A 14,869-nucleotide genomic window follows, 5' to 3' on the forward strand; every position below is an offset into this window, starting at 1 on the left:
GCCCGCCGCAGGGGGTTGCGGTCCGGTGAGGCCTAGGAAGCGCGGGCCAGCTGGCGGATCGGCACCCAGCGTGAGGCCAGCCGGCGGTAGGCCGCGGCGGCGCCGGTCATGTCGCCCTCCGCCAGGCACTCGATGCCGAGGCGCACGTCCAGGGGCGAATCGTCCGGATAGACCTTGTCTGCCACTCCGCCGTAATCGAGTTCCACTGCCGAATCCGGGTGGAAGAGCTCAAGCCATTCCGTGAGCTGGGTCAGGTCCTCGAGCATGTCGAGATCAGGTGCGGCGAGGGCCAGGTGCGCCACCGCGTAGCTCACGCGCTCCAGTGCCTTGCCGATGCCCGCACGGATGCGGACCGTCACGATGTGGCCCTCGGATTCGACGACGTCGGTCGGATCCGATTCCTGGAAGAGGCAGAACCAGCTGAAGGGAATGCCCCACGTGGACGCCCGGGTATGGACCCGGCTCAGGCCATCGTGGGCCCGCACCTCATCAATGCGTTCCTGGTGCTTGTCCCGCTGTTCTTCCGGGATCAGGAGCTGGGCCAGGGGCCCGTGGATGCCTTCCATCAGGGCATTGGCGGCCAGCCCGGCGCGGAGGACCATCTGGCTGGGGCAGTACAGCAGCCGGTCGGCCTGGGGTGCGGCGGAAGTCCCGGGACCGGACTCGGCGTCGTTGTGCGCTGCGCCGGACGGCGCCCGCCGTGCCGGGGCCGGGACGACGCGGACGAGGTCGGTCCGGCCGGTGGGAAACGGGTCCCCGTCGGACCGGGTGATGCGGCCGAGGGACGCCAGGAGCTCGGCGTTCTCCACAGCAGCGCGGGACGCCTGCCCGGCGCCGGCGGCCCGCAGGGTTTCCTGCTGCTTCTCGGGGAACGCCTCGAGGGGCTCATAGATCCGGAGCGCGGAAGAGAACGGCAGTCCGGCCTGTCCATGGTAAATGTTCCCCGTCATTGGATCACGACGCTTCCTGGGCGGCAGCCATTAGTCCGCCAGTTCCGCAAGCACCGGTGCGTGGTCTGAGGCGCCCTTGCCCTTGCGCTCTTCGCGGTCGATCATCGCACCGGTGACCCGTGCCGCCAGGGCCGGGGAGGCAAGAATGAAGTCGATCCGCATTCCTTCCTTTTTCGGGAAGCGGAGCTGCGTGTAATCCCAATAGGTGTAGACGCCAGGTCCCGGGGTGTGCGGGCGGACCACATCCTGGAAGCCGGCCTCCTCAAAGGCGTGGAAGGCGGCCCGCTCGGGCTCGCTGACGTGGGTGAGGCGTTCGGCGCGGAAGTAGTCGATGTCCCAGACGTCGTCATCCTGGGGTGCGATATTGAAATCGCCCATCAGCGCAATCTGCGCCTCGGGGTCCTCCTTGACCCAGGTGCCGGCGTGGGTTTTCAGGATGTCCAGCCAGTTGAGTTTGTAGGGCATGTGTTCGTCGTCGAGGGCGCGGCCGTTGGGGACGTAGAGGCTCCAGACCCGGACACCGCCGCACGTGGCGCCGATGGCGCGGGCCTCCTGCACGGCGTCCTTGCCATTCTTGCCGAACATGGGCTGGTCCAGGAAGGTGCGTTCGACGTCGTCCAGTCCCACGCGGGAGGCGATCGCGACGCCGTTCCACTGGCTCAGGCCGAAGTGTGCCACCTCGTAGCCCATGCTCTCGAAGAGCTCCCAGGGGAAGTTCTCGTCCTTGCACTTGGTTTCCTGGATGGCCAGGACGTCACAGTCCGTGCGCTGAAGCCAGGCCTCCACGCGGTCGGCGCGGGCGCGGAGCGAATTCACATTCCAGGTAGCTATCTTCACAGTCCCTAACTTACCGAACTTGGCCCCCGGACGAAGCCGCCAGCGGATTCTGTCCTCTGGAAATTAGTAGGAAGTCCGAGTATATTCGGCTGCAGAGATGATCTAGGTCACATGCAAAGGAGCATTCGGTCATGGTTCGAGAACTATCCCATTACATTGACGGGCAGCGGGTGGACGGCACCTCCGGCCGGTTCAGCGATGTGTTTGATCCCTGCACCGGCGAGGTCCAGGCCCGGCTGCCGCTGGCAAGCGCAGAGGAAGTGCGCAATGTGATTGCCAGCGCGGAAAAGGGGCAGGTGGAATGGGCCGCGATGAACCCGCAGCGCCGCGGCCGGATCCTGCTCAAGTTCGTGGACCTGGTCAACGAGCACATGGACGAGCTCGCGACCCTGCTGTCCTCCGAGCACGGCAAGACCTTCCTCGATGCCAAGGGTGACATCCAGCGCGGCATCGAAGTGGTCGAGTTTTCCGCCGGTGCCCCGCATCTGCTCAAGGGCGAGTTCTCGGACAGCGCCGGAACAGGCGTCGACGTGCACTCGATGCGCCAGCCCCTCGGCGTCGTTGCCGGCATCACGCCGTTCAACTTCCCGGCCATGATTCCGCTCTGGAAGTCCGGGCCGGCGCTGGCCGCCGGCAACGCCTTCATCCTCAAGCCCTCCGAGCGTGACCCCTCCGTGCCGCTGCGCCTGGCCGAGCTCTTCACCGAGGCGGGCCTCCCCGACGGCGTCTTCAACGTGGTCAACGGGGACAAGGAGGCCGTGGATGCGCTGCTGGAGGATCCCCGGGTCCAGGCCATCGGGTTCGTCGGCTCCACACCCATTGCCCAGTACATCTACGCCACCGCCGCAGCGAACGGCAAGCGCGCCCAGTGCTTCGGCGGCGCCAAGAACCACATGGTGATCATGCCCGACGCGGACCTGGACATGGCAGCGGACGCCCTGATCGGGGCCGGCTTCGGCTCCGCGGGCGAGCGCTGCATGGCGATCTCGGTAGCCGTTCCGGTCGGCCGGAAGACCGCGGATGTCCTCGTGGAGAAGCTGCAGGCGCGGATCGCCGGCCTCAAGGTCGGCCACAGCCTGGCCAAGGATTCCGACTTCGGCCCGGTTGTGGCGGCCTCCGCGAAGGAGCGGATCGAAGGCTACATCGCCTCCGGCGTCGAGGAAGGCGCCAGCCTCGTGACCGACGGCCGCGGCCTGAAGGTGGAAGGCTATGACGGCGGCTTCTGGGTCGGTCCCACGCTGTTCGACAACGTCACGAAGGACATGAAGATCTACAAAGAGGAGATCTTCGGCCCGGTCCTCAGCGTGCTCCGCGCCGAAGATTACGACGAAGCCCTCCGGCTCTGCAGCGAACACGAGTTCGGCAACGGCGTGGCCATCTTCACCCGCGACGGCGACGCCGCCCGCGACTTCGCCAGCCGGGTCCAGGTGGGCATGGTGGGCATCAACGTCCCCATCCCCGTGCCGATCGCGTACTACACCTTCGGCGGCTGGAAGGCCTCCGGATTCGGCGACCTCAACCAGCACGGGGCCGACGCCTTCCGCTTCTACACGAAGACCAAGACGGTCACCAGCCGCTGGCCATCCGGCATCCGCCAGGGCGCCAGCTTCGTCATGCCGGAAGGCAGCTGATGGGGGCGGAGGCTGCGCAGGAAGCGGCCGGCGAGGCCTTGAACGAGGAAGTCCTGTTTGAACGGCGCGGCCGTCTGGGCGTCGTGACCCTCAACCGGCCCGCGGCCGTCAACGCCCTGACGGCCGCGATGGCCGCCGCGATGCTGGAACAGCTCACGCTCTGGGCCGACGACGACGCGATCGCCGCGGTGCTGGTCCGCGGCGCCGGCGACCGGGGCCTCTGCGCCGGCGGCGACATCGTCGCCATCTACCGGGACATGCTCGACGGCGGGGACGCCACCGCGGACTTCTGGGCCGACGAGTACCGGCTGAACCTGCTCATTTCTGAATACCCCAAGCCGTACGTGGTGTTCATGGACGGGCTGGTCCTGGGTGGCGGCGTGGGGATCTCGGCGCACGGCTCCGTGCGGATCGTCACCGATCGCACGCGCACTGGAATGCCCGAAACAACGATCGGGTTCGTGCCCGACGTCGGCGGCACGCTGCTGCTCTCCGGCTCGCCGGGGGAGACCGGTACGCATGCGGCCCTGACCGGCGCCCACCTGAGCGGCGCGGACGCGCTGTTCCTGGGTCTCGCCGACTGCTTTGTGCCCTCCGCCGCCCTGGCTGAACTGGCGGTGGCACTCGAGACCGAGGCGGTGGAAGCCGCCGTCGCCCGGTTCGCCGAACCGGCTCCGCAGTCAGTCCTCGCCGCACAGCAGGATTGGATTGACGCCTGCTACTCCAGCGACGACGCCGAGGAGATCCTGCGCCGGCTGCGCACGGTGGGCGGGGAGGCCGCCGGCGCCGCGGACACTATCGAGGCCAAGTCGCCGACGGCGGTGAAAGTGGCACTGGAGTCCCTGCGCCGCGTCCGCGGACTGGGCCTGGAGCAGGCACTGGAGCAGGAGTACCGCGTGGGCCTGCGCTTCCTCGCCGGGCCGGACTTCCGCGAAGGGATCCGCGCCCAGGTGGTGGACAAGGACCGCAATCCCCGCTGGAAGCCCGCCACCCTCGCGGAGGTCACCGAAGCGGACGTCGCGGCCTACTTCGCCCCGCTGGGCGGGCGCGAACTGAAGCTTTCTCCGAAGGAGAAGAACATGGAGAAGAACAATGTCTGAAACAGGAGCCTCTGTTACCGGCACCATCGCCTTCCTGGGCTTGGGGCACATGGGCGGCCCGATGGCCGTCAACCTGGTCAAGGCCGGCTATCGGGTGACCGGCTTCGACGTGGTGCCGGCGGCCCTGGACGCCGCACGGGAGCACGGCATTCCAACCGCCGGGACGGCAGCCGAGGCGGCGGCGGGCGCCGCCGTCGTGCTGACCATGCTGCCCAGCGGCAAGCACCTCCTCGATGCCTACCGTGGGACCGGCGGTGCGCCCGGCCTGCTTGAACTGGCCGCCCCGGACACCATGTTCCTGGACTGTTCCACGATCAACGTGGACGAGGCCCGCGAGGCCGCCGAACTCGCGGTCGCGGCCGGACACCGTGCCGTCGACGCCCCCGTATCCGGAGGCGTGGTGGGGGCAGAGGCCGGCACGCTCACGTTCATGGTCGGTGCCCTCCCCGAGGACTTCGAAGCCGTCAAACCTCTGCTGGAAGTCATGGGCAAGCGCGTGGTCCACTGCGGCGCGCACGGTGCCGGCCAGGCGGCCAAGATCTGCAACAACATGATCCTGGGCGTCTCGATGATCGTCGTCAGCGAGGCCTTTGTGCTTGGCGAGAAACTCGGGCTGACCCACCAGGCACTGTTCGACGTCGCCTCCGCCGCCTCGGGACAGTGCTGGGCGCTGACCACCAATTGCCCCGTGCCCGGACCGGTCCCGACGAGCCCCGCCAACCGGGACTACCAGCCCGGCTTCGCCGGGGCGCTCATGGCCAAGGACCTCAACCTGGCCCTGAACGCGCTCCAGAGCACCGGCGTCGCGGCCCGTCTCGGCCCGCTCGCCGCCGAAATTTACGATACCTTTGCCGCGGAAGGCGGTGCCGGCCGGGACTTCTCCGGCATCATCACCGACATCCGGGACAAATCAGAAGCCGGCACGGCCGGGGATTAGTCCCGGACCGAAGCCACACGCAGAAACAGAACCAGAACCAGCACCAGACGAGCACCACCGAAGGGGACCACTCATGACGGAACAGTACGCGAACATCCTGGTGGAGCGCCGCGGCCGCGTGGGCCTCGTGACGCTCAACCGGCCTGACGCCCTCAACGCCCTGAACAAGGCAACGATGGACGAGCTGGTGAAGGCCGTCACCGGGATGGACGCGGACCCGGCGGTCGGTGCCGTGGTGGTTACCGGTTCCGCGAAGGCCTTCGCCGCCGGCGCGGACATCAAGGAAATGCAGTCCAAGGGCTACATGGACATGTACGCGGCGGACTGGTTCCGCGGCTGGGAGGACTTCACCCGGCTCCGCATACCCGTCGTGGCAGCCGTGTCCGGCTTCGCGCTGGGCGGGGGCTGCGAGCTGGCGATGATGTGCGATTTCATCATCGCCGGGGACAATGCCAAGTTCGGCCAGCCGGAGATCAACCTCGGCGTGCTCCCCGGCATGGGCGGCTCGCAGCGCCTGACCCGCGCTGTGGGCAAGTCCAAGGCGATGGACATGATCCTGACCGGCCGTTTCATGGACGCCGAGGAGGCCGAACGCGCGGGCCTGGTCTCCCGTGTGGTCCCGGCCGCGGACGTCGTCGAGGAAGCGCTGAAGGCTGCCGAGGTGATCGCCTCCAAATCCAAGCCCGTGGCGATGGTGGCCAAGGAAGCGGTGAACGCGGCGTTTGAGACCGGGCTTGCCCAGGGCGTGCTGTTTGAACGGCGCGTGTTCCACTCGCTGTTCGCCACCGAGGACCAGAAGGAAGGCATGGCAGCCTTCACGGAGAAGCGGCAGCCGGAGTTCAACCACCGCTAGTTAGCTGCCGGCGAGGGCGCGGCGGCGCCAAAAGCCGGTACGTCGGCATCACGTGAAGATGTCGGCCACGTACCTGCCATGCGTGCGTTCAACTTCATCCATCCACGCCTCGGCCTCCTCCTTGGAGGCACCTGTCGCTTCCTGGTAGATGAGGGCGCACGTGTCCCGGACCTGCGGCGCCATGTTCTTGCCGTCGCCGCAGACGTAGACCGTGGCGCCCTGCCGGACCAGCTCGACGACGTCGGCCCGGTCTGCCCAAAGCCGGTCCTGGACATATTTCAGGCCGTCTTCGGGGGCGGTGGAAAAGACCGGCCGCAGATCGAGGTTGGCCTGCTCGGCCCACGACGCAAGTTCCGCGCGGTAGAGGAAGTCGGTGTCCGGGGCCCGGCAGCCGAAGAACAGCAGGGCAGGCGCCGGCGTCGTGTCCTCGGCTTCGGCCCGCAGCGCCCGGTCCTGGACGAATCCGCGGAAGGGTGCCAGCCCGGTCCCTGCACAGACCATGATGAGCGGGACTTCCAGGGACGGTGGCGGGTGGAATGCCGCGTTCGAGGGCCGGACAGTAACCGCCACCCTTGACCCGGGCCTGGCCTGGGCGAGGTAGGTGGAAGAGGCGCCTTCGAAGACGCCGCGGCCCGACCACGCCGGAGCCTCGATGACGGCGAAGGTCAGGGTCGCGTGGTCGGGGCTCCAGAGCGGGGACGAGGAGATGGAGTACCGCCGGGGGGTCAGCTGAGTCAGCAGTTGCAGGAACGAGGTGAACGAGAGCTGGCATGACGGATACGTCTCCAGCAGATCCAGGAGGGAGACCCGCTTGTCGAGAATCTCGGCCGCGTACCGCCCCCGGTCCTGGGCCAGGGCCTCGAGTTCGGCGCGGTGGGCAGGATCCGCCGCGACATCAGCCAGGTCCTCGAGCTGGGTGCGGGTGGCGGGGACCGCGAGTTCCACGTAGCTGCTCAACAGTTCGCCCACGGCCACAGGCGCACTGGTGGGCAGGAAAGTGTCCCCGCGCTCCATGCTCAGCTGGACGTGCGAGTCGTAGTCGAGGTTGAAATGGGCCAGTGCGCGCTGCACGAGGGCGCTGGGGTTCAGCGGCAGCACGGCCAGGTAGTCCCCGGTCCGGTAGCTCATTCCCTCGGGCAGTGCGATCTCGACATGCCGCTTGGACCGGGCGCCGGGCTTGGCCAGATCGACCAGTTCCCGGTTCGCGACGACGGTACCGAGTGCCAGCCCGTTCTGGCGCAGCAGCGGATCCCGGACGTTGCCGATGAACTGGAGTTCCAGCTGGGGCTGCGCGGTCGGCGGGCTGGTCCTCTGCCCCAGGGCGGCGTCCACCGCGGGCCAGAACCCCGCGTACCACTCGTCAAAATCGCCGAAGAAGTCGCCGCGGGCGTTGGCTTCGCCGCGGTCATAGATCCGTGTCGCGCCGGCAGCCTCGAACCGGGCGTCGATGGCCTTGGGCACCTCCTGGTACGTTCGCGCCCAGTCCTTGTTGCCGTTGCCGAAGACCGTGTACCGCACCCCGGCGAGGCTGCCCGGCTGCAGGCCTTCGGTCCAGGCCACGAACTTTCGGGCGTTGTCCGGCGGCTGGCCCTCGTAGGAGGACGTTACGACGGTGACGAGGCCCCCCGTCGGCAGCCCGCCGGCCGCCTCGTCGAGCGGACCGATGGTGGGGCTGTAGCCGCGCCGTCCGGCGTCGTTGGCGATGCGCTGGGCGAAGTCCTTGGACGTGCCTGCGTTGGAACCGTAGAGCACACGAATCGGGACGCCGTTGGGCGCGGCGGCCGCCGCGGCCGCTTCAGCCTGCGCGGCTTGTTGGACGGCGGCCGGGGGTCCGGCTGCGATCGTGACGTCCCGCCTGCGCACGTGGATGAACAGCCCCTCAGGCTTCATCGTCAGCGTGTGCTTGATCTGAAGTTCATAGCCCGGGTCCGCCGCCGTGACCTCGAAGCGCTGCAGGAGCTTGGCCAGGAACAGCATGGCCTCCTGCAGGGCAAATCCCCGGCCGATGCAGGAGCGCTGCCCGTTGCCGAAGGGCTTCCAGGCATTGGCAGGGATTTCTGCGGCCCGAACAGGTGAGAATCGGTCCGGATCGAAGATCCCGGCGTCCTCGCCCCAGGCCGCCTTGTCCCGGTGCAGCTGCGGGATCAGGACCATAATGGGCTGGCCTGCCGGGACCTCGTAGCGGCCGCCAAGCGTGGTGTCCTCAAACGGGGCGACGTTGAAGGCCGGGGCGGTGGGCCACAGCCGGAGCGTCTCCTTGAGGATCTGGTCCAGGTACCCCAGCCGGGGCAGGTGCTCGAACCGGGCGCTCTCGGTGCCGAGGACCTCGTCCACCTGGGCGCGAGCCTTGGCCAGGACATCCGGATGGCGCAGCAGTTCGTAGAGCGCAAAGGACAGCAGGCCGCTGGTGGTCTCATGCCCGGCCACCAGGAAGGTAACCATCTGGTAGCGGACGTTTTCCTCGCTCAACCGCTCGCCGGTCACCGGGTCCGCCGCATTGAGCATGGTGTCCAGGATGTCCTCGCTGCCAGCCGGGCTGGGGTTGCGCCGCCGGTCGCTGATCATCTGGTCGGCGACCTCGAACATCAGGGCATGGTCTTCCTCGAGCTGGTGGCGTTTGCGCAGCATGATCTTGTTCTGGACCGGGAGCCTGCGCGCCCGGTCCCCGGATTCGACCAGGCCGCGGACCATGGCCCCGACGAAGGGATGCATGTCTTCCCGGTAGAGGCTGTTGAAACGGTAGCTGAACGAGCACAGGGCAATGGTGTCCAGGGTCAGCCGGGTGGTGTTGTCCGGTACATCGATCCGGGCCGCGGGGCCGAGTCGCTCCCACTTCAGCAGCAACTGCTCGGCGATGTCGTCCATGCCGTTGAACATCCGCTTCAGCGCCGCCGGCCCGAACGCCGGCATCAGGATCCGGTGCGCTTTTTGCCAGTTTGGTTCTTCTGTTCGTGCGGTGAACAGTCCGTCGCCGATGAAATCCCGCACCTGCCGCAGGGAAACGCCCAGTACCTTGCCGAACCGGGACTCGTCGCAGACTTCGTTGACGAGCTGCTGGGACGAGATGGCGATGATGCTGCGGTTGAAGAACTGGATGCGGACAATGGGGCCGTACCGCTCGGCCACCTCGACTATTCCCAGGATTCCCTTGCTGGAGTCGATGTCGGCCAAATTGCCGACCACCGGCTTCGTGGGAGGCTGCGGTATGGGGATGCTGGGCGAAGTCATGGCCCCTCCTAGGCGATCGCCAATCGACGCTCTGTGAGCACTAATTGCTGCCTGGCCGGACGGCACCGTCCGGCTCCGAACCACGATACTCCCGTCAGATTCCGGGCAAAATAGGCACCCATCAAGGCGGGGCGGGTGATTCTCATGTGACAGGTGGTGCCAATGATTCCCTGCTACTATCCCAACGGTGGGCAGAGGACAACTTCACCGGACTGTAGGTCTGGTCATCGCAGTAATCGCCGGCACCGCGGCGGCGATCCTGTGGGCCGCCGTCGCCGCGGGGGGACGCGCACAAGCCGAAGGGGAGCCGCACGGGTTCATCCTGGGGGTGTGGAACGTGCTCTACAGCACGAACGCGCCCGGAGCCCGGATCCTGGGCGCGGCGGTCGCGCTCGCCGTGCTGCTGGCCGCCGGCGTCGCCCTGCTGGAGCGCCGGATCACCACCCGGTCGCGGCGGTCGGCGAACGTTCGGATCGCTCCGCTGGCACCGAAGATCGTGATGGGAGCCACCCGCGGAGTCTATGCGGGCCCTGTTACCGTCACCGTGCTCATCCCGGCCCACAACGAGGAAGTCTCACTGCCCTCCACGATCGCCTCCCTGCGGGCACAGTCCCACAGCCCCGAACGAATCATCGTGGTGGCGGACAATTGCACCGACAGCACCGTGGAGATCGCCCGCGACGCCGGCGTCGAGCTCTATGAGTCGGTCGACAACACGAAAAAGAAGGCCGGCGCCCTGAACCAGGTGCTCAAGCAAATCCTTCCCAGGCTCGGTGCCAACGACCTAATGATGGTGATGGACGCCGACACCCAGCTCGATGACGGCTTCCTCGGCGCGGCCGTGAACCGCTTCGTGGACGACCGCGCCCTGATGGCGGTGGGCGGCCTGTTCTACGGGGAGGAAGGCCACGGCGTACTCGGCCAGTTCCAGCGCAACGAGTACCTCCGCTACGGCCGGGAAATCAAGCGCCGGCGGGGGAGGGTTTTCGTCCTGACCGGGACCGCGTCGCTTTTTCGCCCGGTCGCCCTGCGCACCATCGCCGAGCAGCGGGGCGATTCGCTTCCCGGGACGAAGGGCGACGTGTACGATACCGCGGCGCTGACTGAGGACAACGAACTGACCATAGCGCTCAAGTCGCTTGGCGCCCTGATGATTTCACCGACGGCATGCACCGTGGTTACCGAACTCATGCCCACTTGGTCCACGCTGTGGGCGCAGCGGCTGCGATGGCAGCGGGGAGCGCTGGAGAACATTGGCGCGTACGGGGTCACGTCCCAGACGATGCGCTACTGGGTGCAGCAGCTCGGCATCGGTTATGGCGTGATTGCCCTCAGCGCCTACCTGCTGCTGATCTTCCTCATGATGTTCTCCCTGGACGTGTGGATCTGGTTCCCGTTCTGGCTGGGACTTGGCGGGGTGTTCATGATCGAACGCGTCGCCACCGTCTGGAAGGGCGGCTGGCGGGCCAGGATTTTGGCCCTCACTCTCTTCCCCGAACTCTTTTTCGACATGTTCCTGAACGTCGTCTACATCAAGGGCATCATCGACATTTCGCTGGGCCGGACCGCGAACTGGAAACACGTCACCCGCACCAACGCCGCCGAGGCCGTCAAGGAGTCCGCATGAGCCTCACCGGCGTGCCCGTCCCCACGGGCGTTCTCTTCCCGCAAGCGCTCCTGAACTCGGAGTGGTTCGCCATCCTGGCGACGTTTGTTGCCATCAATACGGTCATGTACGCGGCCCTGGCGGTGACCAAAGTGCTGCCAAAGGTCCACCGTCCCGGCTGGCTCCGGCCCCCGCATGAACGCGGCGAGACCCGGAGCATCCACCCCGACGCGCCCCGCTGAGGATTTCCACCAGGCGGGCCTGCCGTGAACCTGCCCGGGAAGCCGCGGCATCACCGGGCCAGCGAAGCGGCCAGGGCTGCCGCGCCAGCGATCGACAATGCGCATCGCACGGTGTTGGCCCGGTTCCAGGCCCGCTCGAACGTCCGCCAGGAGTCCGCCGCGCCTGCTCCAGCGGCGTCGATCCGGGTGCCGCGGACAACGAGCGGGTCCTCCTCGAATCCGGTGACATCGCCGTCGTCCGCGGGCCTGACCCCTATCTTCTGGCCGACGACCCCGGACGGGCGGCGACCATCATCATTCATCCCGGTCAGGAATGCACCACGTCTTCCGGCGAGACTGTCCACCTCAGCATGAGCCACGGCGTTCGCACCTGGGGCAATGCGTCGGCAGGGGAAACGGTCGTGCTCGTCGGCACCTACACCACCGAGGCGGAAATCGGTTCCGCGGTAACAGCCGTGCTGCCCCGTGTCGCCATCATCCCCGCCGGCGGCGTTGATGCAGCCTTGGCGCGGTTCCTCGGCGGCGAGATCACCACGAACGCCCCGGCACAAGGAAGCGTGGTCGACCGGATGCTGGATGTGCTGCTGGTCCACGCCGTGCGCGCCTGGGCGGCCGAGCATCCCGGGCGGGCCACCGGCTGGCTGGCGGCAGGCACGGATTCCCTGGTGGCCCAGATGCTGGAGCTTATGCACGATTCCCCCGCCGAAGCCTGGACGCTCGAGACCTTCGCCGCCCGCCTGCACGTCTCCCGCGCCACGCTGGCCAGCCGCTTCCGCGATGTCGTCGGCGAGCCGCCGATGACCTACCTGACGAACTGGCGGATGCTGCTCGCCAGCGAGCTGCTCGCGGACCCGAACCTCACCACCGCCCAGGTCGCCGGCCAGGTCGGGTACGGGGGCCCGTTTGCGCTGAGCGCGGCCTTCAAACGCCGTTTCGGCCTCAGCCCGACGGCCTACCGCCATCTCAAATATGCTCCGCCGACACCACAGGCCGTCTAGGAATGTGTCGGGCAAGACGGCCAGTCAGCCGCTGAAATCCCCGGCGTTCCGGCGGAACGTGCCCAGGATCCGGATCAGCTGGTCCACGTCCTGGTCCCCGAAACCCGATTGGCCGAAGACCTCGGAGTTCAGCACCGCCGTCGCCCGTTTGGCCAGGGCGCGCCCGTCGGGGGTGAGCTCGATCAAGGTGGTGCGGCCGTCCGTGGGATGCGGTGAGCGCATCACCAGCCCGGCGTCCTGGAGCCGGTCCACGGCGTTGGTGACCGATGTGGGGTGGACCTGCAGCAGCGCGCTCGCCTTGTTCATGGGCAGCGCCCCGCTGCGGGCGAAGCTGAGCAAGGCCAGCAGCTCGTACCGGGCAAACGTGAGTCCGTACGGCTTGAGAACGGCCTCGATCCGGCCCAGCAGGATCTGCTGGGTCCGCATGATGGCGGTGATCGCGGCCATCGGGGCGGCGACGTCGGACCAGCCGTGGCGCTCCCAGTTCAGCCGGGCGTCGGCGATCGGATCTCGCGGCAGCGGTGTTCCCACGCTCACCCCTGACTCTTGAGCCCGGGAAAATCGGAGTCGGAGTACTCGACGCCGAAGCCTTCGGGAACAGGCCCGCCGCCGTGGCGCAGCTCCTCGCTGTGCCGCAGCTCCACCCGGCGGATCTTGCCCGAGATCGTTTTGGGGAGTTCGGCAAACTCCAGCCGGCGGATCCGCTTGAACGGGGCCAGGTGGTCCCGGCAGTACCGCAGGATATCCTCGGCCAGCTCCGGGCCGGGCTGGTGCCCGGCCGCCAGGACCACAAACGCCTTCGGCACCGACAGCTTGAGCGGGTCGGGGGAGGGGACGACGGCGGCCTCCGCCACCGCCGGGTGCTCAATGAGCACGCTCTCCAGTTCGAAGGGGGACAGCCGGTAGTCGGAGGACTTGAAGACGTCGTCGCCGCGGCCCACATACGTGATGATGCCCCGTTCGTCCCGGCTCGCCATGTCCCCCGTGTGGTAATAACCGTCGCGGAAAGCCTCCGCCGTCTTGTCCGGGTCGCCGTAGTACGCCTTCATGAGCCCCACGGGGCGGGGGTCGAGGCGCAGGCAGAGCTCGCCGTCGTCGGCCTCCGCACCCGTAGCGGGGTCCACGAGCACGACGTCGTAGCCCGGCAGCGGCTTTCCCATGGCGCCGATCTTGATTGGCTGGCCCGGGGTGTTCGCGATCTGCACCGTCGATTCGGTCTGGCCGAAGCCGTCCCGGATTCTCTGGCCCCAGGCACGGTGGACCTGGTCGATCACCTCGGCGTTGAGCGGTTCGCCGGCGGACACCACCTTGGTGGGCGGGTTCAACAGCCGGGTGAGATCGGCCTGGATCAGCATCCGCCAGACCGTCGGCGGGGCGCAGAAGCTGGTCACGGATTCGCGGTCCATCTGTTCCATGAGGGCCTTGGCGTCGAAGCGTTCGTAGTTGTAGATGAACACGCACGCCTCGGCGATCCACGGGGTGAACACATTGGACCAGGCGTGCTTGGCCCAGCCCGGCGAGGCCACGTTGAGGTGCACGTCGCCCGGTTCCATCCCGATCCAGAACATCGTGGACAGGTGTCCCACCGGGTAGGAGGTGTGCGTGTGTTCGACGAGTTTGGCCTTGGACGTGGTGCCGGAGGTGAAGTACAGCAGGAGGGTCTCGTTGGCAAGGGTGGGGGCGTCCGGGGTGAAGTCCACTCCGGCGGCGGCAGCGCCGGCGTACTGCCGGACATTGTCTGGGGCTGCGGAGGTACTCGCGGGGCTGCCACCGATTTCGATCAGCGCGTAGTCACCGGCGACGTCGGCGAACTTGGCGATGTTGGCACTGCCGACGGCGGCCCAGGATGCGCCGCCGCGCTCCACCCGGTCCTGCAGGTCGGCGGGTCCCATCAGGGTGGTGGTGGGGATCATGACGATGCCCAGCTTGATGCCGGCGAGCATAAGTTCCCAGAGCTCCACCTGGTTGCCGAGCATGATGATCATCCGGTCCCCGCGCCGCACGCCCTGCGCGCGCAGCCAGTTGGCCACCTGGGACGAGCGCCGGGAGAGGTCCGCGAAACTGCGCCGGGTCGCGGACCCGTCCTGTTCGACGATCACCAGCGCCGGTTTGTCCGCCCTGGCCGGGTCTGCCGCGAGCTGGTCGAACCAGTCCAGTGCGAAGTTGAATTCCTCGAAGCGCGGCCACTGGAATTCGCTGCGGGCGCCGTCGTAGTCCCCGCGCAGGGCCAGCAGCCGGTCCCGCGCGGCCCGGAATTCCTCAGTCACGGTCATGGTGCACCTTTCGAAGTACTCTGGCGCTGCCGTTCCGGGCGTGGCGCCGTTGCCTGGGATCCCGCCGGTCCGGCACGGTGCCTGCCTAGTGATCCCCATCACTGTGCAATATACTAGGACATCCAAGGGTTTGGAAGAGCGGCGCTGCTCTGCAGGCGGCGCGCATGAGGAAGGGATACGTGCCCGTGCAGCCACAAGGACGTGCCAGCGGACA

At 67.6% G+C, this 14,869-nt stretch carries 12 protein-coding genes; 7 read left to right on the top strand and 5 right to left on the bottom strand.

Annotation, left to right across the window (positions count from 1 at the left end):
• Positions 1-32: 32 nt before the first annotated feature.
• A complete protein-coding gene (locus AC1DR1_RS08475; RefSeq protein WP_229993471.1) occupies positions 33-950 on the bottom strand; it encodes a DUF8083 family protein in 918 nt (305 codons plus the stop codon).
• 30 nt (positions 951-980) lie between these two features.
• Entirely contained in the window at positions 981-1,787 is an 807-nt protein-coding gene (locus AC1DR1_RS08480; protein ID WP_229993472.1) for an exodeoxyribonuclease III, read from the bottom strand.
• A 131-nt stretch (positions 1,788-1,918) separates the two neighbouring features.
• Here AC1DR1_RS08480 and AC1DR1_RS08485 point away from each other — a divergent pair, with 131 nt between their 5' ends.
• The 4 genes from AC1DR1_RS08485 to AC1DR1_RS08500 all read left to right on the top strand — a co-directional run bounded on the left by AC1DR1_RS08485 (position 1,919) and on the right by AC1DR1_RS08500 (position 6,308).
• Positions 1,919-3,418 (top strand): CoA-acylating methylmalonate-semialdehyde dehydrogenase, encoded by a 1,500-nt coding sequence (locus AC1DR1_RS08485; protein WP_229993473.1) that lies wholly within the window; start codon positions 1,919-1,921, stop codon positions 3,416-3,418.
• On the top strand, positions 3,418-4,518 hold the full coding sequence (locus tag AC1DR1_RS08490) for an enoyl-CoA hydratase/isomerase family protein (protein WP_476992438.1): 1,101 nt from the start codon (positions 3,418-3,420) through the stop codon (positions 4,516-4,518). The genes AC1DR1_RS08485 and AC1DR1_RS08490 overlap by 1 nt, the downstream gene beginning before the upstream one ends.
• Positions 4,511-5,455: a 3-hydroxyisobutyrate dehydrogenase gene (gene mmsB, locus AC1DR1_RS08495; RefSeq protein WP_476992439.1), complete on the top strand. Its 945-nt coding sequence runs from the start codon at positions 4,511-4,513 to the stop codon at positions 5,453-5,455. The genes AC1DR1_RS08490 and mmsB overlap by 8 nt, the downstream gene beginning before the upstream one ends.
• Positions 5,456-5,528: 73 nt before the next feature.
• Positions 5,529-6,308 carry an enoyl-CoA hydratase gene (locus tag AC1DR1_RS08500; RefSeq protein WP_476992440.1) on the top strand — a complete coding sequence of 260 codons (780 nt, stop codon included), beginning with the start codon at positions 5,529-5,531 and terminating at the stop codon, positions 6,306-6,308.
• 48 nt (positions 6,309-6,356) lie between these two features.
• Here AC1DR1_RS08500 and AC1DR1_RS08505 read toward each other — a convergent pair whose 3' ends face one another.
• A complete protein-coding gene (locus AC1DR1_RS08505) occupies positions 6,357-9,536 on the bottom strand; it encodes a bifunctional cytochrome P450/NADPH--P450 reductase (RefSeq protein WP_229993477.1) in 3,180 nt (1,059 codons plus the stop codon).
• Positions 9,537-9,723: 187 nt separating this feature from the next.
• Between AC1DR1_RS08505 and AC1DR1_RS08510 the strand changes: the two genes are divergently transcribed.
• The 3 genes from AC1DR1_RS08510 (at position 9,724) to AC1DR1_RS08520 (ending at position 12,382) form a co-directional block, all read left to right on the top strand.
• Positions 9,724-11,163, top strand: a complete 1,440-nt coding sequence (locus tag AC1DR1_RS08510) for a glycosyltransferase family 2 protein (RefSeq protein ID WP_229993478.1) — start codon at positions 9,724-9,726, stop codon at positions 11,161-11,163.
• Positions 11,160-11,384 carry a hypothetical protein gene (locus AC1DR1_RS08515; RefSeq protein ID WP_229993479.1) on the top strand — a complete coding sequence of 75 codons (225 nt, stop codon included), beginning with the start codon at positions 11,160-11,162 and terminating at the stop codon, positions 11,382-11,384. The genes AC1DR1_RS08510 and AC1DR1_RS08515 overlap by 4 nt, the downstream gene beginning before the upstream one ends.
• A gap of 227 nt (positions 11,385-11,611) precedes the next feature.
• The gene (locus tag AC1DR1_RS08520) at positions 11,612-12,382 is read left to right on the top strand and encodes an AraC family transcriptional regulator (protein ID WP_476966103.1); all 771 of its coding nucleotides are present in this window, start codon (positions 11,612-11,614) and stop codon (positions 12,380-12,382) included.
• A gap of 24 nt (positions 12,383-12,406) precedes the next feature.
• Here the strand turns inward: AC1DR1_RS08520 and AC1DR1_RS08525 are convergent, their stop codons facing one another.
• Together AC1DR1_RS08525 and AC1DR1_RS08530 are read right to left on the bottom strand one after the other, a co-directional pair.
• A complete protein-coding gene (locus AC1DR1_RS08525) occupies positions 12,407-12,913 on the bottom strand; it encodes a MarR family winged helix-turn-helix transcriptional regulator (protein ID WP_476966104.1) in 507 nt (168 codons plus the stop codon).
• Positions 12,914-12,915: 2 nt separating this feature from the next.
• Positions 12,916-14,655: an AMP-binding protein gene (locus tag AC1DR1_RS08530; protein ID WP_476992441.1), complete on the bottom strand. Its 1,740-nt coding sequence runs from the start codon at positions 14,653-14,655 to the stop codon at positions 12,916-12,918.
• Between the last annotated feature and the right edge of the window lie 214 nt (positions 14,656-14,869).

This window comes from Arthrobacter sp. P4_F10 (assembly GCF_056401435.1).